Annotated in this window: 18 protein-coding genes and 1 pseudogene; 12 read left to right on the forward strand and 7 right to left on the reverse strand. The window is 73.4% G+C overall.

Going from position 1 to position 19,768, the window contains the following annotated elements; genetic code table 11:
* Positions 1 to 32: 32 nt before the first annotated feature.
* The 6 genes from ABZ570_RS12195 to ABZ570_RS12220 all read left to right on the forward strand — a co-directional run bounded on the left by ABZ570_RS12195 (position 33) and on the right by ABZ570_RS12220 (position 6,322).
* Complete coding sequence (locus ABZ570_RS12195) at positions 33 to 1,391, forward strand: 3-oxoacyl-ACP reductase (protein WP_358061002.1); 1,359 nt, start codon at positions 33 to 35, stop codon at positions 1,389 to 1,391.
* A 332-nt stretch (positions 1,392 to 1,723) separates the two neighbouring features.
* Positions 1,724 to 2,557, forward strand: coding sequence for a MaoC/PaaZ C-terminal domain-containing protein (locus tag ABZ570_RS12200; RefSeq protein ID WP_358061136.1), 834 nt, complete (start codon positions 1,724 to 1,726; stop codon positions 2,555 to 2,557).
* 80 nt (positions 2,558 to 2,637) lie between these two features.
* Positions 2,638 to 3,390: an NUDIX domain-containing protein gene (locus ABZ570_RS12205; RefSeq protein ID WP_358061004.1), complete on the forward strand. Its 753-nt coding sequence runs from the start codon at positions 2,638 to 2,640 to the stop codon at positions 3,388 to 3,390.
* Positions 3,391 to 3,443: 53 nt separating this feature from the next.
* Entirely contained in the window at positions 3,444 to 4,397 is a 954-nt protein-coding gene (locus ABZ570_RS12210; RefSeq protein WP_358061007.1) for a hypothetical protein, read from the forward strand.
* On the forward strand, positions 4,394 to 5,656 hold the full coding sequence (locus tag ABZ570_RS12215; RefSeq protein ID WP_358061010.1) for an adenylosuccinate synthetase: 1,263 nt from the start codon (positions 4,394 to 4,396) through the stop codon (positions 5,654 to 5,656). The genes ABZ570_RS12210 and ABZ570_RS12215 overlap by 4 nt, the downstream gene beginning before the upstream one ends.
* A gap of 48 nt (positions 5,657 to 5,704) precedes the next feature.
* Entirely contained in the window at positions 5,705 to 6,322 is a 618-nt protein-coding gene (locus ABZ570_RS12220; protein ID WP_358061013.1) for a DedA family protein, read from the forward strand.
* Positions 6,323 to 6,367: 45 nt separating this feature from the next.
* Here the strand turns inward: ABZ570_RS12220 and ABZ570_RS12225 are convergent, their stop codons facing one another.
* The 3 genes from ABZ570_RS12225 to ABZ570_RS12235 form a co-directional block, all read right to left on the reverse strand.
* Positions 6,368 to 7,282, reverse strand: coding sequence for a hypothetical protein (locus tag ABZ570_RS12225; protein WP_358061016.1), 915 nt, complete (start codon positions 7,280 to 7,282; stop codon positions 6,368 to 6,370).
* Entirely contained in the window at positions 7,272 to 7,799 is a 528-nt protein-coding gene (locus ABZ570_RS12230) for a SigE family RNA polymerase sigma factor (RefSeq protein WP_358061019.1), read from the reverse strand. Before ABZ570_RS12230 ends, ABZ570_RS12225 begins: the two co-directional genes overlap by 11 nt.
* Positions 7,800 to 7,901: 102 nt before the next feature.
* Positions 7,902 to 8,540 carry a TetR/AcrR family transcriptional regulator gene (locus ABZ570_RS12235; protein ID WP_358061022.1) on the reverse strand — a complete coding sequence of 213 codons (639 nt, stop codon included), beginning with the start codon at positions 8,538 to 8,540 and terminating at the stop codon, positions 7,902 to 7,904.
* Positions 8,541 to 8,616: 76 nt separating this feature from the next.
* Here ABZ570_RS12235 and ABZ570_RS12240 point away from each other — a divergent pair, with 76 nt between their 5' ends.
* From ABZ570_RS12240 to ABZ570_RS12255, 4 genes are all read left to right on the forward strand, one after another.
* Positions 8,617 to 9,069 (forward strand): SCP2 sterol-binding domain-containing protein, encoded by a 453-nt coding sequence (locus ABZ570_RS12240; RefSeq protein ID WP_358061025.1) that lies wholly within the window; start codon positions 8,617 to 8,619, stop codon positions 9,067 to 9,069.
* Position 9,070: 1 nt separating this feature from the next.
* The gene (locus ABZ570_RS12245; protein WP_358061028.1) at positions 9,071 to 10,285 is read left to right on the forward strand and encodes an acyl-CoA dehydrogenase family protein; all 1,215 of its coding nucleotides are present in this window, start codon (positions 9,071 to 9,073) and stop codon (positions 10,283 to 10,285) included.
* A gap of 19 nt (positions 10,286 to 10,304) precedes the next feature.
* Positions 10,305 to 11,870 (forward strand): AMP-binding protein, encoded by a 1,566-nt coding sequence (locus ABZ570_RS12250; protein WP_358061031.1) that lies wholly within the window; start codon positions 10,305 to 10,307, stop codon positions 11,868 to 11,870.
* A gap of 99 nt (positions 11,871 to 11,969) precedes the next feature.
* Complete coding sequence (locus tag ABZ570_RS12255; protein ID WP_358061033.1) at positions 11,970 to 13,499, forward strand: N,N-dimethylformamidase beta subunit family domain-containing protein; 1,530 nt, start codon at positions 11,970 to 11,972, stop codon at positions 13,497 to 13,499.
* Here the strand turns inward: ABZ570_RS12255 and ABZ570_RS12260 are convergent.
* The 4 genes from ABZ570_RS12260 to ABZ570_RS12275 form a co-directional block, all read right to left on the reverse strand.
* Positions 13,490 to 13,984: a hypothetical protein gene (locus ABZ570_RS12260; protein WP_358061036.1), complete on the reverse strand. Its 495-nt coding sequence runs from the start codon at positions 13,982 to 13,984 to the stop codon at positions 13,490 to 13,492. The two genes, ABZ570_RS12255 and ABZ570_RS12260, sit on opposite strands and share 10 nt — an antisense overlap.
* Before the next feature lie 40 nt (positions 13,985 to 14,024).
* The gene (purD, locus tag ABZ570_RS12265; protein WP_358061039.1) at positions 14,025 to 15,272 is read right to left on the reverse strand and encodes a phosphoribosylamine--glycine ligase; all 1,248 of its coding nucleotides are present in this window, start codon (positions 15,270 to 15,272) and stop codon (positions 14,025 to 14,027) included.
* Between the two features lie 96 nt (positions 15,273 to 15,368).
* Positions 15,369 to 16,298, reverse strand: coding sequence for a type IV toxin-antitoxin system AbiEi family antitoxin domain-containing protein (locus ABZ570_RS12270; RefSeq protein WP_358061042.1), 930 nt, complete (start codon positions 16,296 to 16,298; stop codon positions 15,369 to 15,371).
* Positions 16,299 to 16,465: 167 nt separating this feature from the next.
* Entirely contained in the window at positions 16,466 to 17,752 is a 1,287-nt protein-coding gene (locus ABZ570_RS12275; protein WP_358061045.1) for an adenylosuccinate synthase, read from the reverse strand.
* Between the two features lie 122 nt (positions 17,753 to 17,874).
* Here ABZ570_RS12275 and ABZ570_RS12280 point away from each other — a divergent pair, with 122 nt between their 5' ends.
* Both ABZ570_RS12280 and ABZ570_RS12285 read left to right on the forward strand, forming a co-directional pair.
* Positions 17,875 to 18,873 (forward strand): hypothetical protein, encoded by a 999-nt coding sequence (locus tag ABZ570_RS12280; RefSeq protein ID WP_358061048.1) that lies wholly within the window; start codon positions 17,875 to 17,877, stop codon positions 18,871 to 18,873.
* A 72-nt stretch (positions 18,874 to 18,945) separates the two neighbouring features.
* A pseudogene (locus ABZ570_RS12285) lies at positions 18,946 to 19,768 on the forward strand (hypothetical protein); the annotation flags it as partial.

Here is a 19,768-nt window from a genome sequence, read left to right on the forward strand (position 1 = left end):
GCCCGAACCCTACTCGCCAGTAGGCTACGCCTATGACCGACAGGTACGCGAGCTTCGTCCAAACGGGGGCCGGTCGCGCGCTGGTCAAGCGCCTCGGGCTGCCCGACCCGCCCCGACTGCGCCGACACACGCCCGGCGACCCGCTCGTTCCCGGGCCGGTCCTGCTCAGCTCCGCGACCGGCGGCCGGCTCGCCGAGCCGGTGGGCAAGATCCTGACCGCCGCCGGGGTCGAGCTGGCCGACCCGGCCGCCGGCACCGGCGCCGCGTCGCGCTTCGCCGCCCTGGTGTACGACGCCACCGGCATCAGCGACTCCACCGGGCTGCGCCAGCTCTACGACTTCTTCCACCCGCAGGCCCGCGCCCTGCTGCCCAGCGGCCGGGTGATCGTGCTCGGCACCCCGCCCGCCGAGTGCGGCTCGCCCCGCGAGGCGACCGCGCAACGCGCCCTGGAAGGGCTGACCCGCAGCATCGGCAAGGAGTTCGGCCGGGGCGTCACCGCCCAGCTCGTGTACGTCACGCCGGGCGGGGACGCCGGCACCCCGGTCAGCCTGGAGTCCACCCTGCGCTTCCTGCTCTCCGGGCGGTCCGCGTACGTGTCGGGGCAGGTGATCCGGGTCGGCACCGGCGCCGCCACCGCGCCGGCCGACTGGGACCGGCCGCTGGACGGGCAGGTCGTCCTGGTCACCGGGGCGGCGCGGGGCATCGGCGCCGCGCTCGCCGGGGTGCTCGCCCGGGACGGCGCCCGGGTCGTGGCGCTGGACGTGCCCGCCGCCGGGGACGCGCTGGCCGCGGTCGTGAACGAGATCGGCGGCAGCGCGGTTCAGCTCGACCTGACCGCGCCGGACGCCCCGGCCCGGCTGGCCGAGCACCTGGCCAGCCGGCACGGCCGGGTCGACGTGGTGGTGCACAACGCCGGGATCACCCGGGACAAGACCCTCGGCCGGATGGACGCCGACCGGTGGGACTCGGTCATCGACGTGAACCTCTCCAGCCAGGAGCGGATCAACGACGTGCTGCTGGCGCGCGACCTGATCCCGGCCGGCGGGCGGATCGTCTCGGTCTCCTCGATCGCCGGCATCGCCGGCAACCGGGGGCAGACCAACTACGCGACCAGCAAGGCCGGCGTGATCGGCCTGGTCGACTCGCTCGCCCCGTTGCTGCGTGAGCGCGGCATCAGCCTCAACGCGGTCGCGCCCGGGTTCATCGAGACCCGGCTGACCGCCCGGATGCCGGTGATGATCCGGGAGGCGGGCCGGCGGATGAACAGCATGGCCCAGGGCGGCCTGCCGGTGGACGTGGCCGAGACGATCGGCTGGCTGGCCTGGCCGGCGACCGGTGCGGTCAGCGGCAACCTCGTCCGGGTCTGCGGCCAGAGCCTGTTGGGGGCCTGATGGCGCGGCGGAAGCAGCGGCGGGCGGAGGAGCCGGCCGAGGAGCTGTCGGTGCACGAGCTGATCGAGGGCCCGACCCAGGATCTCACCGCGGCCCGGGACGCCGTGGCCACGACCGGCGGCGGGCCGGGACCGTCCACCGACAAGACACAGGATCTGGCCGGCCTGACCGCCGGCGTCGCCCGCGACCTGCCCGGACCGGCCGCCGGCGCCACCCGCGACCTGTCCGGGCCGGCCGCGGCGGTCACCCGGGACCTGTCGGCGGTCGCCGGGACGGCCGTCCGCCCGGCGGCCGGGGCCACCGGGGAGCGGGTACGGATCGACCTGCCCCGGATGCCGTCGGCCGGCGCGCTCTACCGGCGCGCCCTGCTCGGGACGCTGCCCGGCCTGGGCGGGCGACGCGGGCCGGAGCTGCCCGAGGTGGAACTGGGCGTCAGCGGGGTGACCGTCGACCGGACGCACCTGGCCGACTACGACCGGGTCTGCGGTTTCCGGCTCGCCGACCGGCTGCCGGCCACGTACCCGCACGTGGTGGGCTTTCCGCTGGCACTGCGGCTGATGACGGCGGCGGAGTTCCCCATCCCGTTGACCGGGGTGGTGCACGTGGCGAACCGGATCACCGTGCACCGGCCAATCGAGGCCGGCGAGATGCTGGACTTCCACACGTACGCGGAGAATCTGCGCCCGCACGAGCGGGGCCGGCAGCTCGACGTGGTGCTGGTCGGCTCGATCGGCGGCGAGGAGGTCTGGCGCGGCGTCTCGACGTACCTCGGGAAGGAGCGCCAGGCGGGCGGCGGCCCGCGGCGCGACCGGGGTGACCGCCCGACCCCGCCGGCCGCCTCCGCGCACTGGCGGGTGACGCCGCGGGTGGGGACCGACTACGCGCGGGTCTCCGGCGACCACAACCCGATCCACACCTCCCGGCTCGGGGCACGGCTGTTCGGCTTCCCCCGCCCGATCGCGCACGGCATGTGGAGCAAGGCCCGCTGCCTGGCCGCGCTGGCGGGCCGGCTGCCGGAGGCGTACACGGTGGAGGTGGCGTTCAAGCTGCCGGTGCCGCTGCCGTCCACGGTCGCCTTCAGCGCCACGAACACCGGCACGACGTGGGATTTCGCCCTGCACGACGCGCGCTCCGGCGGACCGCAGCTGGTGGGCACCGTCCGCTGAGGAGAGAGGGGGCTGGCTTTCCCTCCTTCGTACGCTAGGTTGTTCTCACATTGAGTTGTTCTCAGAGTGAGATAGATGCCGTGAACGAGCAGGACTTCCTCGCCGGGTACGACCCTCGGAACTACCCGGCGGTCGCGGTCACCGTCGACGTGGTGGCGCTGACCATCCGCGAGGGGGCGCTGCACCTGCTGCTCATCCGCCGGGGTGCCCCGCCGTACGAGGGGCACTGGGCGCTGCCCGGCGGCTTCGTCCGGCCGGACGAGGACCTGAGTGCCGGTGCCCGGCGGGAGCTGGCCGAGGAGACCGGGCTCGGCGGCGATCGGCTGCGCCGCGTCCACCTGGAGCAGCTCGGCAGCTACGGCTCCCCCGACCGCGACCCCCGGATGCGGGTCGTCTCGGTCGCCCACCTGGCCTTCGCCCCCGACCTGCCCGACCCGGCCGCCGGCACCGACGCCGAGGACGCGGCCTGGCTGCCGGTGACCGCGCTGACCAGCCGGCAGCTCGCCTTCGACCACGCCCGGATCATCGACGACGGCCTGGAGCGGGCCCGGTCGAAGCTGGAGTACACCCCGCTGGCCACCCGCTTCCTCGAACCGGAGTTCACGATCACCGAGCTGCGGGCCGTCTACGAGACGGTGTGGGGGCACCCCCTGCACGCCGGCAACTTCCACCGCAAGGTGCTCTCCGTGCCGGGCTTCGTGGAGAGCACCGGTGCGAGCACCGAGCGCGGCGGCGCCCGGGGCGGCCCCCGGGCCAAGCTCTACCGGGCCGGCGACGCGCGGCTGCTGCATCCGGCGCTGCTGCGCCCCGCCCGGGAGGAGACGGTCCGCTGAGGACCGGGGCAAGGACCCGCCAACCCTTCACCCGCAACCCCTAGGAGGCTGCCATGGGCAGCGGAATCTGGTCCACCGACGTGTACGACGCCGCCGACCGCTGGCGCCGGGCCACCGGCGCGAGCGCCTTCTCCTACAGCGACAGTGGTGCGCGGAGGGTGCACCCGGCGCTCGACCCGCGCGGGGCGGTACGGGAGAGCCGCGACTCCGACGAGCACCCCCGGTCGACGCCCATCGCGGTGCTGTTCGACGTGACCGGCTCGATGGGCCACGTGCCCCGGGTGCTCCAGACCAAGCTGCCGCGGCTGCTCGGCCTGCTGCTGCGCCAGGGGTACGCCCGCGACCCCCAGATCATGTTCGGCGCGATCGGCGACGCCACCTGCGACCGGGTGCCGTTGCAGATCGGGCAGTTCGAGTCGGACAACCGGATGGACGACGACCTCGGCCGGATCGTGCTGGAGGGCGGCGGTGGCGGCCAGATGACCGAGTCGTACGAGCTGGCCATGTACTTCATGGCCCGGCACACGGCCACCGACCGCTGGGAGAAGCGGGGGCGGCGGGGCTACCTGTTCATCATCGGCGACGAGCTGGCGTACCCGCGGGTGAAGGCCCGGGAGGTGGGCCGGCTGATCGGTGACGACCTGCGCGAGGACCTCCCGGTACGGCAGATCGTCGACGAGGTGACCCGGCGCTGGGACACCTACTACCTGCTCCCGGCCGGCAGCGCGTACGCCGGCAGCCGCAAGGTGCTGAACTTCTGGCGCGGCCTGCTCGGGCAGAACGCCGTCGAACTGGACGACCTGGACGCGGCCTGCGAGACGATCGCGCTCACCGTCGGCCTCGGCGAACAGGCCATCGACCTGGACGAGGGGCTGTGCGACCTGGACCGGGCCGGCTCGGCGGCCACCCGCACGGTCTCCCGGGCGCTGGCCCCGCTGCGCGGTCGACGGGCGGTGGCGGCGCTGCCCGCCACACCCACCACCGGAGGCGGGGCCACCCGGCGGTGAAGCACGTGATGGTGGTCGACCTCGGCTACGGCGACGCCGGCAAGGGCACCGTCGTGGACTGGCTCTGCGCGAGCCGGCCGGTGCACACGGTGGTCCGGTTCAACGGGGGCGCGCAGGCGGCGCACAACGTCGTGCTGCGCGACGGACGACACCACACGTTCGCGCAGTTCGGTGCCGGGACGTTCCGCCCCGGGGTCCGTACGCACCTGTCGCGGCACGTGGTGGTGGACCCGCTGGCGCTGGCCGCCGAGGCCGACCACCTCACGGCGGTGGGGGTGCCCGACGCGCTCGACCGGTTGACGGTGGACGGCGAGGCGCTGCTGGCCACCCCGTACCACCGGGCCGCGAACCGGGCCCGGGAGATCGCCCGGGGAGCCGACCGGCACGGCTCCTGCGGGCTGGGGGTGGGCGAGGCGGTCGCGTACGGCCTCGCCCACCCCGACGATGCACCCCGGGTGGCGGACTGCCGCCGCCCGGCGGTGCTGCGTCACCGGCTCACCGCGCTGCGGGACCGGCTCACCGCCGAACTGGGTCCGCTGGACGCCCGGCCGGTCGCCGACTGCCTGCCCGCGTACGCCGGCTTCGCCGAGCGGGTGGCGATCGTCGACCGGTCGTACCTGGCCGGGGTGCTGCGGGCGGGGAGCTGCGTCTTCGAGGGGGCGCAGGGGGTGCTGCTGGACGAGTGGCACGGCTTCCACCCGTACACCACGTGGAGCACGACCACCTTCGCGAACGCCGAGGCGCTGCTCGCCGAGGCGGGCCTGGCCGGCACGGCGCAGCGGCTCGGGGTGCTGCGGGTGACGACCACCCGGCACGGGCCCGGGCCGCTGGTCACCGAGGATCCGGCGCTGCCCTTCACCGACCCGCGCAACCCGACCAACCCCTGGCAGGGCCAGTTCCGCTTCGGCCACTTCGACGCGGTCGCCCACCGGTACGCCCTCGACGTCGTCGGTGGGGCGGACGGGCTGGCCCTCACCCACCTCGACCTGGCCGGCCCGGAGCTGCAGATCTGCCGCCGCTACGACACCCTGGACCGGATCACCCCGGGGCCGGCCGGCGACCTGGACCGGCAGGCCGCACTCACCGCCCGCCTGCTGCGGGCCCGCCCGGTGTACGACGACGCGCCGGCCGACTGGTCGGCGACGGTGGCCTCGGAGCTGGGCGTCCCGGTGGTACTGGCCTCGCGCGGCCCGACCGCCGACGCCAAGGTCGCGTCGGGCTGGCTGGCCGCGCCCACCCGTACCCACGTGTCCGCCTGATCCCGCAACTCAGCCCGGCGGCCGATGTGGCGGCACCAGCATGAGGGCATGGGGAACGTGCTCGACCTGCTGCAGCAGACGGCGACCTCGCCGTGGGCGTACCTGGTGATCTTCGTGGTCACCGCGGTCGACGCGTTCTTCCCGGCGGTGCCCGGCGAGACGGTGGTGATCACCGCCGCGGTCTTCGCGGCGGACGGGGAACCCGCCCTGGCCGCGCTGATCGTGGCCGCCGCGCTCGGCGCGCTGGCCGGCGACCACGTCTCGTACGCCATCGGGCGCGGCGGCGGCGGGCACCGGCTGGCCCGGCTGCCCGCCGACAGCCGCCGGCGGGCGGGCTCCGAGTGGGCCCGCCGGGCGGTCGACCGGCGTGGCGGGATGATCCTGATCACCGGCCGGTACGTCCCGGGCGGCCGGACCGCGGTCACCCTGACCATGGGCGCGGTCCGCTACCCGCTGCGCCGTTTCCTGACGTACGACGTGCTCGCCTGCACCGCCTGGGCGCTCTACTGCGGGCTGCTCGGCTACTTCGGCGGGCTGGCCTTCAAGCAGAACCCGATCCAGGGCCTGCTCCTCGGGGTGGGCCTGTCGCTCGTGGCCACCGGGCTGTTCGAGGCGGCCCGCTGGGCCCGCCGCCGCTCCCGGTCCCGCGCCGCCGCCCGCCGCTGAGCCCGCGCCGGCCTCACAGCAGATCGGCGCGGCCCCACACCCGGTTCACTTCACCTGTACGAAGCCCGGCGGGGGCGTCAGCACCAGACGCGCCAGGTTCTCCCCGGTACGCGGCAGCCAGGTGTACGTCGTCGTCACCCTGGCCGAGGCCGGAAACCCCTCCCCGCCCCCCTTGGCCACGATCTCCTTGACGGGAAGGTAGGTGGTGCTGTCCACCCACATGTCGATCCGGTACAACCGGTTGGGGCCGTCGATCCGCAGGTGCAGCGCCTCGACGCCGTCCACCTTCTCCCTGCCCAGCAGTTCCACCTTGCCCTCACTGATCGCCTTGCGGACGCTGTCAGCGTCGGTGATGTCGACCGGGATGGTGGGCTTCATAGCGGGGGCTTGCTCCTTCGACCACCACTTGCCGTCGTAGTTGACGGTGATGGTGGTCCGGTTGCCCTTCGGACCACCGACGCTGTTGGACTGGCTGAGGCGAAGCGGGCCGGCCGTCTCTTCCCCGGGGGCCTCCGGCATCCGGTCTGTCCCGTCTGGCGCCGGTGCCTGGGGAGCGGGCAGGCTCGTGTAGACATCGGTGCGGTACCGCTGGGTGGCCTTGTCGATCCACACGTCGTAGTGCCCGGTCCCGTAGCTGTTCTTCGCGTGGATGACGTACTGCGACGCCTGGTCCAGCGCCTTGACGGTCTGCTCCTGTACGTAGGAGACGTTCTCCATCCGCGTCCGAGCACCGTTCGGCTGGTGCGTCCGGTCCGGAGCGCCCTGCCCCGGCATGGTCACCAGGATGGCGGCAGCGGCTGCCGCGGCCACCGGGGTGGCAATCGCGGTACGGATCGCCCAACTCCGCCGGGCCTGCCGACCGCGCAGCCTCCGCATCAGGTCCGGGGCGGCGTGCACGTCCGCCGTCTCGTGCCGCAGCTGGACACCGAGCTGCTGGCCGTACTGCTCATCAACTGGCATGGAAGGCCTCCAGTGAAGTGGGCTGGTGCTGACCGGCCAGCAGTTCACGCAGGCTGGCCAGCGCCCGAGACGTGTACGACTTGACCGTGCCGGTGGAGCAGCCGAGCACCTCCGCGGTCTGTTCGACCGACAGGTCCTCGAAGAAGCGCAGCACGATGACCTGCCGCTGGCGGATCGGCAGCCTGGCCAGGGCTCTGATCACCACTCGGCGCTCGGTCACCTGCTCATAACCGGCGTCGACGGCGTTGACGACGCTGTCCGGATCCGGTGGCATCGGCGCTTCCCGGGGCCGCCGGAACAGCCATCTGATCCGGTCCCGGGACAGGTTCACCAGCACTCGGCGCACGTACGCCTCGGGTGCGTCCCGCGCCCGTGACCAGTGCCGCGCGGTGCGCAGCAGCGCTGTCTGCAACAGATCCTCGGCATGCCCGCGGTCCCCGGTGAGCAGGTACGCGGTGCGGAGCAGTGCCGTGGATCTGCCTTCGACGAACGTTTCGAAGGTGGGGTCTACCCGCATGCCCTTCAGAACTCCACCTCGGCGGGACGGGTTGCCATGCGGTAGGACCGGATCCCATCGGTGGTCGCGCCGCAGTGCCTGCTTATGACAGTGGGCCCTTCCTCACGCCTCAGGCGGGCGCCAGGTGACGCCACGGAGGAGCTGGTCGGCACCGAGCCAGGCGACGTTCATCATCCGGGTGGCGGTCTTCTCCGGGTCCGCCTCCGGGTGGTCGGCGAGCCAGTCGGCCAGCGACTCACTCGCCCCGACCAGGGCGTACGCGACCACCTCCAGGTCGGTGCCGCCCACCTCGCGCCCCCTGGCGCGCAGCGCGTGGTCGAGCATGCCGGCGACCACCTCGACCAGCCGGCCGCGCATGGTGGCCACCTCGGCGGCGAACGGCCGCTCGCCACGGGCCTGCCGGTAGAGCACCGCCCAGCCGTCCCGGTGCGCGCCGACGAAGGTGAAGAAGGCGCGCAGCCCGCGCCAGAGTCGTTCGTCGGCGGGCAGGTCGGGGGCGGCCGCCCCGGCGATGGCCGCCATCAACCGGGTGCCCTCCCGGTGCAGGCAGGCGACGAAGAGCTCCTCCTTCGTGCCGAGATACGCGTAGACCATCGGCTTGGAGATGCCGGCGGCTTCGGCGATCTCGTCCATGCTGGCCGCATGGAAACCTCGTCGGGAGAACACCCGCACCGCCGCGTCCAGCATCTGCTGCTCGCGTACGGCCCGGGGCAGGCGCTTGAAGGTGGGCGTGCCAGACACCTTGCGAGCATACCTACTCCTGCGTAAGGTTACGCCTGAGTAACCAAAGTCGGCCCGCCCCGAGAGGTGCAACCCCATGACGGACTTCGACCCGGCCAACTTCGCGAACGTCAGCCCGAAGGAGTTCGCGCAGTTGGTCAAGTCCACCCCCGATGACAAGATCGCCGGGGTCATGTCCGGCGACCTGCGCGGCAAGATCCTGAGCGAGGTTTTCGAGCGCATGCCGTCGCTGTTCCGGGCCGACCGCGCCGGCTCCACCAACGCGGTCATCCACTGGAACATCACCGGCCGCGCCGACGGCGGCACCGACACGTACGAGATCGTCATCGAGAACGGCACCTGCACCGTCTCGGACACCCCGACGCGCGACCCGAAGCTGAGCCTCACCATGGGTCCGGTCGACTTCCTGAGGATCGTGTCCGGCGGCGGCAACCCGGTGATGATGTTCATGACCGGCAAGCTCAAGGCCAAGGGGGACCTGGGCCTCGCCGCCAACATCGCCAACCTGTTCGACATCCCCAAGGCCTGAGATGGCCGAGTTCTCGCTCGATCTGAACGAGGAACAGCGGGATCTCCGCGACTGGGTGCACGGCTTCGCCGCCGACGTCGTGCGCCCGGCCGCGGCCGACTGGGACGCCCGCGAGGAGACGCCCTGGCCGATCATCCAGGAGGCGGCGAAGGTCGGGCTGTACGGCTTCGAGTTCCTCGCCACCTGCTGGGCCGATCCCACCGGCCTCTCGCTGCCGATCGCCAGTGAGGAGCTCTTCTGGGGCGACGCCGGCATCGGGTTGAGCATCTTCGGCACCTCGCTGGCCGTCGCCGCCATCTACGGCGCCGGCACGCCGGACCAGCTGGTCGAGTGGGTGCCGCAGTGCTTCGGCGACGTCGACCAGCCGGCGGTCGCCGCCTTCTGCACCACCGAGCCGGAGGCCGGTTCCGACGTCGGGGCGATGCGGACCCGGGCGGTCTACGACGAGGCCACCGACGAGTGGGTGCTGAACGGGCAGAAGGCGTACGCCACCAACGGCGGGATCGCCGGGGTGCACGTCGTCACCGCCTCCGTCGAGCCTGAGCTGGGCTCGCGGGGGCAGGCCGCGTTCGTCGTACCGCCCGGCACGCCGGGGCTGACCGCCACCCGCAAGCTGCGCAAGCTCGGGCTGCGCGCGTCGCACACCGCCGACGTCTTCCTCGACGACATCCGGGTGCCGGGTCGCTGCCTGCTCGGCGAGCGAGAAGCCCTGCTGGAACGGCTCGCCCGGGCCCGCTCCGGGCAGCGCGCCTCGGGCCAGGCGGCGATGCGCACCTTCGAGCTGTCCCGCCCGACCGTCGGCGCCCAGGCGCTCGGCGTGGCCCGCGCCGCCTACGAGTACGCCCTGGACTACGCCAAGGAACGGGTCCAGTTCGGGCGGCCGATCATCGAGAACCAGGCGGTCGCGTTCGCGCTCGCCGACATGAAGATGGAGATCGACGCCGCCCGGCTGCTGGTGTGGCGGGCCTCCTGGATGGGCCGCAACAACCGGCCGTTCACCGCCGGCGAGGGCTCGATGTCCAAGCTCAAGGCCGGCGAGGTGGCCGTGTCGGTCACCGAGAAGGCGGTCCAGCTGCTCGGCGGCGCCGGCTTCCTGCGCGACCACCCGGTCGAGCGCTGGTACCGGGACGCCAAGATCTACACCATCTTCGAGGGCACCTCCGAGATCCAGCGTCTGGTCATCTCCCGGGCCGTCTCCGGGATGCAGATCCGCTGACCGAGAGGAGGCTTGCGGCTTGGACCTGCCGTTCATCGTCGCCACGCTGACCCGACGCGGGTTGCTCAACCCGGGCCGCCCGATCCGGGTCGCGTCCCAGCTCGGTGCGCTGCGCAGGTGGGGCTGGAGCCTCGCCGGTGAACTGCGCCAGGCCGCCGCGCGGGACCCGGGGCGCACCGCCGTGGTGGACGAGGACGGCGGCTCGCTGACGTACCAGGAGCTGCTGGACCGGACCGAACGGCTGGCCCGCTCGCTGCGGGCCGGGCTCGGCGTCCGGGCCGGTGACCGCGTCGGCGTGCTCTGCCGCAACCACCACGGCATGATCGAGGCGATCGTCGCGGCGATGCTGCTCGGCGCGGACGCCGTACTGGTCAACACCGGGCTCTCGGCGGCGCAGCTCGCCACCGTGGCCGAGGAGCAGGCGCTGCGGGTGCTGGTGCACGACGCCGAGTTCGCCGAGCGGATCCTCGGCCTCCCCGCGGACGTGCACCGGGTCGACGAACGCGGCCGGGAGGAGCTGATCGCGGGCGCCCTCCCCGGGGACCAGCTCCGGCCGCCGGAGCGGGACGGCCGGACCATCGTCCTCACCTCCGGCACCACCGGGGCGCCCAAGGGCGCCCGTCGGCCCACGCCGAACGGTTTCGGCCCGCTGGTGTCCATCATCGACCGGATCCCGCTGCACGCCCGGGACACCGTGCTGATCGCCGCGCCGCTCTTCCACACCTGGGGGTACGCCGCGCTCCAGGTGGCCTTCGCACTGCGCTCCACCGTCGTGCTGCACCGCCGGTTCGACCCGGCCGCCACGCTGGCCGCCCTGGCGGGGCAGCCCTGCGACGCGCTCTTCGCCGTACCGGTGATGCTGCAACGGCTGATGGAGGTGCCCCCGCCGGAACCCCGGCCGCCGCTGAAGGTGGTCGCGGTCAGCGGCTCCGCGCTTCCCGGCGGGCTGGCCACCGCCGTCATGGACCGCTACGGCGACGTCCTCTACAACCTGTACGGCTCGACCGAGGTCTCCTGGGCGTCCATCGCCGGCCCGGCCGACCTGCGCCGGGCGCCCACCACCGCCGGCCGGCCGCCGCACGGCACCCGGCTGGCGATCCTGGACCAGGCCGGCGCGCCGGTCCCGCCGGGCCAGGTCGGGCGGATCTTCGTGGGCAACGAGATGCTCTTCGAGGGGTACACCTCGGGGGCCGGCCGGGAGAGCCACGACGGCCTGCTCGACACCGGCGACCTGGGCCGGACGGACGCCGAGGGCCTGCTCTTCGTCGACGGACGAGCCGACGACATGATCGTCTCCGGTGGTGAGAACGTCTTCCCCGCGGAGGTGGAGGACCTGATCGCCCGGCTGCCCCAGGTGCGCGAGGTCGCGGTGATCGGCGTACCCGACGCCGAGTACGGCCAGCGGCTCGCCGCGTTCCTGGCCCTGCACCCCGACGAGACGCTCGACCCGGAGGCGGTCCGCGAGTACGTGCGGCACTACCTGGCCCGCTTCTCGGTGCCCCGGGACGTGATCTTCGTCAAGTACCTGCCGCGCAATGCCACCGGCAAGGTGCTCGGCCGCGAACTGCTCCGCTACTACGCCTGAACCCGACACCACTGAGGACGGACGGGCCGGCTCCCCCGATGGTATTTTTCCTGTGCCGGCTGTCCCGGCAGGTGCATTCACTTGACCGGGAGCTGTCCGATGGTTCGACTCCGCCGGCGCTGGGCACTCGGCCTCCTGTTGGGCGGAGCCTCCGCCACGGCGCTCGGCAGCACCGGGCCCGTCCTCGGCCGACGCCGCGCCGGCACGCTCGTCCGCCGCCAGCCCTCGCCGATCGAGATCGAGAACCGGGCGGCCGGCGCGCCCTGGTGGCCTCCCGCCGACGACCGGCCCGCCGACGACCGGAGGCGGCAGATCCAGGGGTACGCCTCGGCGACCAGCGTCGCCCCGGGCGAGTCCATCGACTTCCACGTCGCGGTCAACCCCGCCGGCCGGTTCCGGATCACCGTCCACCGGCTCGGCTGGTACGACGGTGCCGGAGCGCGCACCGTGCTGCGTAGCCCGATGCTGGACGGCGCAGCACGGCCGGTGCCCCCCGCCGACCCGCAGACCGGGATGATCGCCTGCCGCTGGCCGGCGTCCTGGACCCTCCGGGTGCCCGACGACTGGACCTCCGGCCTCTACCAGGCGGTCTTCACCTCCGCCGACGGCTGGCGCGCGTGCACCCCGTTCGTCGTACGCGACGACCGGCGGGCCGCCGCGCTCTGCGTCGTCCTGCCGGTGGCCACCTGGCAGGCGTACAACCAGTGGCCGGCGGACCGGGTGTCCGGCAAGAGCCTCTACAACGGATACGACCCGGGCGGGCGGCTCAACCCGGCGCTACGGGCGCGGGAGGTCTCCTTCGACCGGCCGTACGCCGGGCGCGGCCTGCCCAGCCAGTTCAGCCAGGACTACGACGCGATCCAGTGGCTGGAGCGCAACGGTTACGACGTCAGCTACGCGACCAGCCTCGACCTGCACTCGGGGCGGCTCGACCCCGGCCGGCACCGGGGCGTGGTGTTCTGCGGGCACGACGAGTACTGGTCGCTGGAGATGCGGCGGGTGGCGGAGCGGGCGGTCGCGGACGGCGTCAGCCTCGCCTACTTCGGCGCGAACAGCGTCTACTGGCACGTCCGTGTCCGGCCCGCCGACGACGGCCGGCCCGACCGGGTTGTCGCCTGCGCCAAGGTGACGCCGGACCCGGACGAGGACGAGGCCGGCCCGACAGTCACCTGGCGGCTGGTCGGCCCGGCCGAGCAGGCGCTGCTCGGGGTGCAGTACAACGGCATCGTCCGCACCGCGGCTCCGCTGGTGGTCCGGGAAGCCAACCACTGGTTCTGGGCGGGCACCCGGGTCGCCGACGGGGACCGGATCCCCGGGGTGGTCGGCCGGGAGGCCGACGGCATCGATCCGGCCTTCCCCCGGCCGGTCAACGTCACCGCGACCACCCTGAGCGCTTCGCCGTACCGGACCCGCTCGGGGCGGCCCGCCGTGCAGCACACCCATCTCTACCAGACACCGCAGGGTGCCCTCGTCTTCGCGAGCGGGACGCTGCACTGGACGATGGCGCTCAACCGCCCCGGCCACCGGGACGACCGGATCGAGCGGGCGACGGCGAACCTCCTCGACCGGATCATCAGCCGCACCCCGGCGCCGCTCCTGAACCGCTCGATCGCGACCGCTCAGGGGTAGAGGGTCAGCCCGGCCGTCCGGGCCAGCGCCGCCAGCTGCGCGGTGGTGAGCAGCGGTTGCTCCGCGGTGCGCCGGGGGGCACCCCCGTCCGGCCCGGTGCCCGCGTTGGCGGTGATCGCCCTGACCATGGTGCCGTCCGGTCGTACCAGGATCGCCGAGAGCTGGGCGACGCTTTCGACCCCGTACGGCACCGCACTGGTCAGAAGGACGCCGCCATCGGCCAGCTCGGTCCTCGTGCAGTGCTTCGAATCTCCGGTCAGGGTGGCGCAGTCCGCAGCCGCGTCCGCCGCGGTCGGGCGCAGGTCCACCGTGAGGAAGCCCTCTTCCGCGCCGCGCGCCAGGCGGCCGCTCGCAACGTACCTGCGGTAGCTCGGCTGGTACTGGAACCGCGGGTCGGTGCAGCCGGGCAGCACCGCCCGGACGGTGACGTCTGGTGGCATCACGTCCCGCAACGCCCCGCGCAGCACCCCCGTCAGCCGGTCCACCGTGTGTGAAACGGAGGCGAGGGGCAGCCGGGTTGCCCGGTCAGGCCGGAATCGTGACCTGTTCGTTCACCGCGGCGGCGGCGATGTCGGTGCGGTGGTGCGAGCCGGCCAGCTCGACATCGCGTAGCAGGGCGTAGGCGGCGTCCCGCGCGGCAGCCAGGTCCGGACCGGTGGCCGTACCGCAGAGGACCCGGCCCCCGGCGGAGCGCAGGGTGCCGTCGGCGGCGCGGCGGGTGCCGGCGTGGATGATCCCGGCGCGGTCCGCGCCGGTGATCACGTCGCCGGTACGCGGTGCCGCCGGGTACCCCTCGGCCGCCACCACGACGGTGACCGCCGCGCCGTCGCGCCAGCGCAGCGGCGGGTGCGCGGCGAGGGTGCCGGTGGCGGCGGCGTGCAACAGCCCGGCGAGCGGCGTCTCCAGCAGCGCGAGGACGACCTGGGTCTCCGGGTCGCCGAAGCGGGCGTTGAACTCGATCACCCGGGGGCCGGCGGCGGTGATCGCCAGGCCCACGTAGAGCAGGCCGGCGAAGGGCGTGCCCCGGCGGCGCAGCTCGGCCAGCGTCGGGTGCACGACGTCGCGCATCACCTCGTCGACCAGGCCGGGCGGTGCCCAGGGCAGCGGCGCGTACGCCCCCATGCCGCCGGTGTTGGGCCCGGTGTCGCCGTCGCCGGCCCGCTTGAAGTCCTGCGCGGGCAGCAGCGGCAGGGCCGCCTCCCCGTCGGTGACCACGAAGAGGGAGACCTCGGGGCCGGCCAGGTACTCCTCGATCACCACCCGGCCGCACTCCTGTGCGTGCTTCTGGGCGACCGCCCGGTCGCCGGTCACCACGACGCCCTTGCCGGCGGCCAGCCCGTCGTTCTTCACCACGTACGGCGGCCCGAACTCGTCCAGCGCCCGGCCGGCACTCTCCGGATCGGTGCAGGTGTACGCCCGGGCGGTGGGCACCCCGGCGGCGGTCATCACGTCCTTGGCGAACGTCTTCGAGCCCTCCAGCCGGGCCGCCTCCGCCGACGGACCGAACGTGGGGACGCCCTTTGCGCGTACCGCGTCGGCGACCCCGGCCACCAGCGGCGCCTCCGGCCCGATCACCACCAGGTCGGCGCCCACCTCGACCGCGAGCGCCGCCACGGCTGCCGGGTCGGTGACGTTCACGTCCCGCAGCTCGGCCACCGCCGCGATCCCCGGATTCCCCGGCGCCGCGACCAACGCCTCGACGGACGGATCACCGGCCAACCCGAGCGCGAGTGCGTGCTCGCGCCCTCCACCCCCCACAAGCAAAACCCGCACGACCCCGCATCCTACTGCCCCACCACCCCACCCTCGTTGATCAAGAAGTTTGCGTCTCATTTCCGCCTTTCCGGCGGCCCAAACTCCTTGGTCAACTCACGACGGTCGGGCCCGGCGGAGGGCTTGTCTGACCGTTTCGGGGATGTAGTCGGGTCGGAGGGTGTCGGACCAGGTGAAGCGGAGGACCGTCCAGCCGGCGTTGACCAGTCGGTTCTGCCTGACGCGATCCTCGTAGACCGCCTGGGGCGTGCGGTGTGGATCCCTGCCGTCGGCCTCTGCGATCACCCGAGCTCGCCGCCAGCCGAGATCTCCGACACCGAGCAGATAGCCGTCCTCGTCGCGGACCTCGAGTTGCAGTGCATCAGGTGGGACAACGCCGTCCACGCACCTCAGCCGGACGCGCGTCTCAAGCGGCGACTGCGCCCGGCCGTCCGCCTCGGCCAGGCATCGTCTGGCCGCCACCGCTCCACGGCGGCGCGCGATGAGGCTCGGGATGGCCGAGAGCTTCGTCTCGGTGAGCAGCCGGCGATTGAGCCCCGAATCGAGGACGCAGACCGCCGCGTACCGATCGACCCGGAGGATGACGTCGGCAACGGTCCGGATCGGGGTGGTTATCGGTATGCCGGCGAGGCTGGAGACATCGTTCGGTTCGAGAGTCAGCTGGTGCACCACGAGATCCGGATCGGTGGGGCGCTGTGGGCGGGGACAGTCGATCGGCACCGACACGTGGATCGCGGACGTCGGCCTCAGGCCTCCGATGCGGTGCAGTCCGGCGGCCGTGTCGAGGACCACGACCGCACCGGGCCCGAGGCTGCTCACCGCCGCACGGATCCGCGCCAGTCGCAGGGTCGTCACGTCCAGCTCAGGGGTTGGCACGAAGCAGCCACGGGCCACCCTGATCCAGCGCCCCGACCTGGCCAGATGGCGGATCTGGCCCCGGCTGAAGCCCGCGGACAACGCCTGGACCGCCGTCACCACGCCGCCCTGTCGGGCAGCAATGCGGTTCAAAAGATCGAGATCAGCCACTCACCCAGGCTGCCGCCACCCGCGGCTACCCCGCCGCCCCTGTGGACAACCACCTCACCACCTGTGGACAAGCCCCCTCTCCGCCACGTTGATCAAGGGGTTTGCGTCTGAATCCGGGGCTGGACAGACGCAAACCCCTTGATCAACAAGGGCTCTCGGGGTTGGGGTTAGAGGAGGGGGTGGCGGAGGACGTTTTCCTCGCGGCCGGGGCCCACTCCGACAACGCTGACGCGGGTGCGGCAGAGTTCCTCGATTCTCGCGATGTAGCGCCTCGCGTTCTCGGGGAGCTCGTCCTCCGTCCTGGCCTTGGTGATGTCCTCCCACCAGCCGTCCAGCTCCTCGTAGATCGGGGTGGCGTGGTGGAAGTCGGTCTGCGTCATCGGCATGTCGTCGAAGCGCTCGCCGTTGATCTCGTACCCGACGCAGATCGGCACCTTCGGCAGGCCGGTGAGCACATCCAGCTTGGTGATGACCAGGTCGGTGACGCCGTTCAGGCGGCAGGCGTACCGGGCGACGACGGCGTCGAACCAGCCGCAGCGGCGCTCCCGGCCGGTGGTGGTGCCGTACTCGTGGCCGATCTTGCGCAGGTGCTGGCCGTTGTCGTCGAAGAGCTCGGTCGGGAACGGACCCGAACCCACCCGGGTGGTGTACGCCTTGCTCACCGCGATGACCCTGCTGATCGCGGTCGGCGGGATGCCCGCGCCCACGCACGCCCCACCCGCAGTCGGGTTCGACGAGGTGACGAAGGGGTAGGTGCCGTGGTCCATGTCGAGCATGGTGGCCTGGGCGCCCTCCAGCAGCACCGTCTCGCCGCGGTCCAGCGCGTCCCAGAGCATCACCCGGGTCTCCGCGATGTACGGCTTGAGCCGCTCGGCGTAGCCCAGGTACTCCTCGATCGTCGCGTCGACGTCGATCGCCTTGCGGTTGTAGACCTTGAACAGCACCTGGTTCTTCTCGCGGAGCGCCAGCTCCAGCTTCTTGCGCAGGATGCCGGGGTCCAGCAGGTCCTGGAGCCGGATCCCCATCCGGGCGACCTTGTCCCCGTACGCCGGGCCGATACCGCGGCCGGTGGTGCCGATCCGGGACGAGCCGAGGTAACGCTCGACCACCCGGTCCAGCGCCCGGTGGTGCGGCATGATCAGGTGCGCGTCGCCGGAGATCCGCAGCCGGGAGACGTCCACGCCCCGCGCGGCGAGCCCGTCGATCTCCTCCAGCAGCACCTTCGGGTCGACCACCACGCCGTTACCGATCACGATCATCGCGCTTGGCGAGAGCGCGCCGGACGGCATGAGGTGCAGTGCGTACTTCTGCCCGTCCGGGGTGATCACGGTGTGGCCGGCGTTGTTGCCGCCGGAGTAGCGCACCACGTAGTCGACCCGCCCGCCCAGCAGGTCGGTAACCTTGCCCTTGCCCTCGTCGCCCCACTGGGCGCCGAGGAGCACGATCGCTGGCATCTTCTCCGCCTCCAGAAGGCTCGGGTGCCAGGTGGCGACCGGTCAGCGAGCCCGGGGTGTCAGGCTAACAAGTAGGGACGGCGGGACCGGCAGGGGTTCGTCGAGAAGCAGGAGGCTCCTTCGTGTACGACGTGGTGCTGCTCACCCTCGGCTCGGAGCGGGACACGCCCGGTGGAGGATGCGGCAGTGGTGGAGCCTGCTGCGGTGGCGCCGACGAGACCACCGGCGCCGCGCCCGCGGAGCGCTGCGAGACGCCGCGCGTACCGGTGCTGGCCTGCGCGGACGCCCTGACCGCGCGAGGCGCCCGGGTGGAGACGGTGACCGCCCGTTCGGACGCCGAGATCGACGAGGTGCTGGCCCGCCTCGACGGGGCGCCGCGCCCCGACGGCCTCACCTGGCCGGACCCGGACAGCAAGACCCGGCTGGTCGTCGCCACGGCCAGCGACGGTCAGCTGCGCGCCGTCCTGCGCCGGCTGGTCCGGCGGTACGCTCCGCCGCCCAGCCGCCGCCCGGCCGACCTGCCCGACAACCGGACCGTCCCCGACCTGCCCCCGATCGGCGTACTCCCGCTCGACCCGGCCCGCAGCGGTGCGGCGCGGGACCTGGCCGGGCAGCTCGGGCTGCCCCGCGACCCGGCGGCGGTGGCCGCCGCGGTGCTGGACGGCACGGTCCGCCGGCTCGACCTGCTGCGCAACGACGGCGGTTCGGTCACCCTCGACGGCGCACTGCTCGGCGCGGCCGACGACGCGGGCCGCCCGCTGCACTGGCGGGCCCGGGTCGAGGTCGACGGCACGATCCTCTCCGAGGGCGAGGACCCGATCATGGCCTGCGTGATCGGCAACGCCGGCGGGTACGCCCGCCTGGACGACGTGGCGCTGCTGGCCGACCCGGACCCGACCGACGGCCGGGTCGAGGTGGCGGTGGCCGTGCCGGTGGTCACCCGGTCCGCACTCGGCAGGAAGCGGGTACGACTCGAGGTGCGCCGGGCCCGGGGCCGGGCGGTGGCGGTGGTGCCGCGCGACGAGAAGGTGCCCTTCCTCGACGACGGCGTCGAGGGCGAGCTGAACCGGAAGCGGTCCTGGTGGACCGAGCCGGGAGCCTGGGCGGTGTGGGCGGCCTGACCTCCGTCGATCCGGTCGGACCGTCCGGCGAACCGGACGGCCTATCCTCGGCGGGAGGAATGGGGAGGAACCGTGGTGCACGAGAACGCCGACCGGGCCCACGTGCCGGGCCAACCGCAGGTGCCCGAGCGGGACATCGAACCACTCTGGCCGCCGGATCCGACCGACCCGACCGCCGCCGTCCCGCCCTGGGCGGCACCCCAGCCGGCAGCGTCGGCCTGGCCCGCCCCGCCCGCCACGAGCACACCCCCGGCGCCCTCCTGGCCGCCCGCGCCGCAGCCGGTCGACCCGGCCGCCGGACCGGCCCCCGACCAGACACCACCGGGTACCGGCAACAGGGCATCCGCGCCCCGCGCGGCGCATCCTCCGGTCGACCTGGACCTGCCGTTCACCCTGGACCACCCGGTGCCCAGCCCGGACAGCCCGGCGGCGGATCCGGGCGGCGAGGCGGGGCAGCGCGGCGAAGCGGGCAGTTCCGAGCGGACGACCGAGGAGGCAGCGGCCGTCGGTCCGGCGACTTCCCCGCGAACCGAGGGCACGACGGCCAGCGATCCGGCGACTTCCCCGCCCACCGCCGTGACGGGGGACCCGGCGGGCGGCCGGAACGAGTCGCCGTGGGCGCAGCCACCGCAGCGGTTCATCAGCTCGGGAGGCGAGCCGGCCGCCGAGGCACCGGTGCCCGAATCGACGGAGGCCGGCTCGGCGACGCCGCCGAATAGCGAAGCCCTGCCGCTGCCAGCCCGGTCGGACCTGCCGGCACCCGCTCCCGTCGAGGCGCTGACGGTCAGCCCGGCACCCGGCCCGACCGGCTCGGCGGCCGGCGGCGCGACCAGCGACGGCCCAGGAAACGACGGGCCAGGAAACGACGGGCCAGGAAACGACGGGCCAGGAAACG

This window comes from Micromonospora sp. NPDC007271, from assembly GCF_040634005.1.
Classification (GTDB): domain Bacteria; phylum Actinomycetota; class Actinomycetes; order Mycobacteriales; family Micromonosporaceae; genus Micromonospora.

Excerpts from the sequence above, each read along its gene's own strand:
- ABZ570_RS12225 (WP_358061016.1), bottom strand. The coding sequence starts at position 7,282 with ATGCCAGTTGATGAGCAGTACGGCCAGCAGCTCGGTGTCCAGCTGCGG.
- ABZ570_RS12220 (WP_358061013.1), top strand. The coding sequence starts at position 5,705 with ATGGGGAACGTGCTCGACCTGCTGCAGCAGACGGCGACCTCGCCGTGG.
- ABZ570_RS12230 (WP_358061019.1), bottom strand. The coding sequence starts at position 7,799 with ATGCGGGTAGACCCCACCTTCGAAACGTTCGTCGAAGGCAGATCCACG.
- ABZ570_RS12195 (WP_358061002.1), top strand. The coding sequence starts at position 33 with ATGACCGACAGGTACGCGAGCTTCGTCCAAACGGGGGCCGGTCGCGCG.
- ABZ570_RS12210 (WP_358061007.1), top strand. The coding sequence starts at position 3,444 with ATGGGCAGCGGAATCTGGTCCACCGACGTGTACGACGCCGCCGACCGC.
- ABZ570_RS12200 (WP_358061136.1), top strand. The coding sequence starts at position 1,724 with ATGCCGTCGGCCGGCGCGCTCTACCGGCGCGCCCTGCTCGGGACGCTG.
- ABZ570_RS12255 (WP_358061033.1), top strand. The coding sequence starts at position 11,970 with ATGGTTCGACTCCGCCGGCGCTGGGCACTCGGCCTCCTGTTGGGCGGA.
- ABZ570_RS12240 (WP_358061025.1), top strand. The coding sequence starts at position 8,617 with ATGACGGACTTCGACCCGGCCAACTTCGCGAACGTCAGCCCGAAGGAG.
- ABZ570_RS12275 (WP_358061045.1), bottom strand. The coding sequence starts at position 17,752 with ATGCCAGCGATCGTGCTCCTCGGCGCCCAGTGGGGCGACGAGGGCAAG.
- ABZ570_RS12245 (WP_358061028.1), top strand. The coding sequence starts at position 9,071 with ATGGCCGAGTTCTCGCTCGATCTGAACGAGGAACAGCGGGATCTCCGC.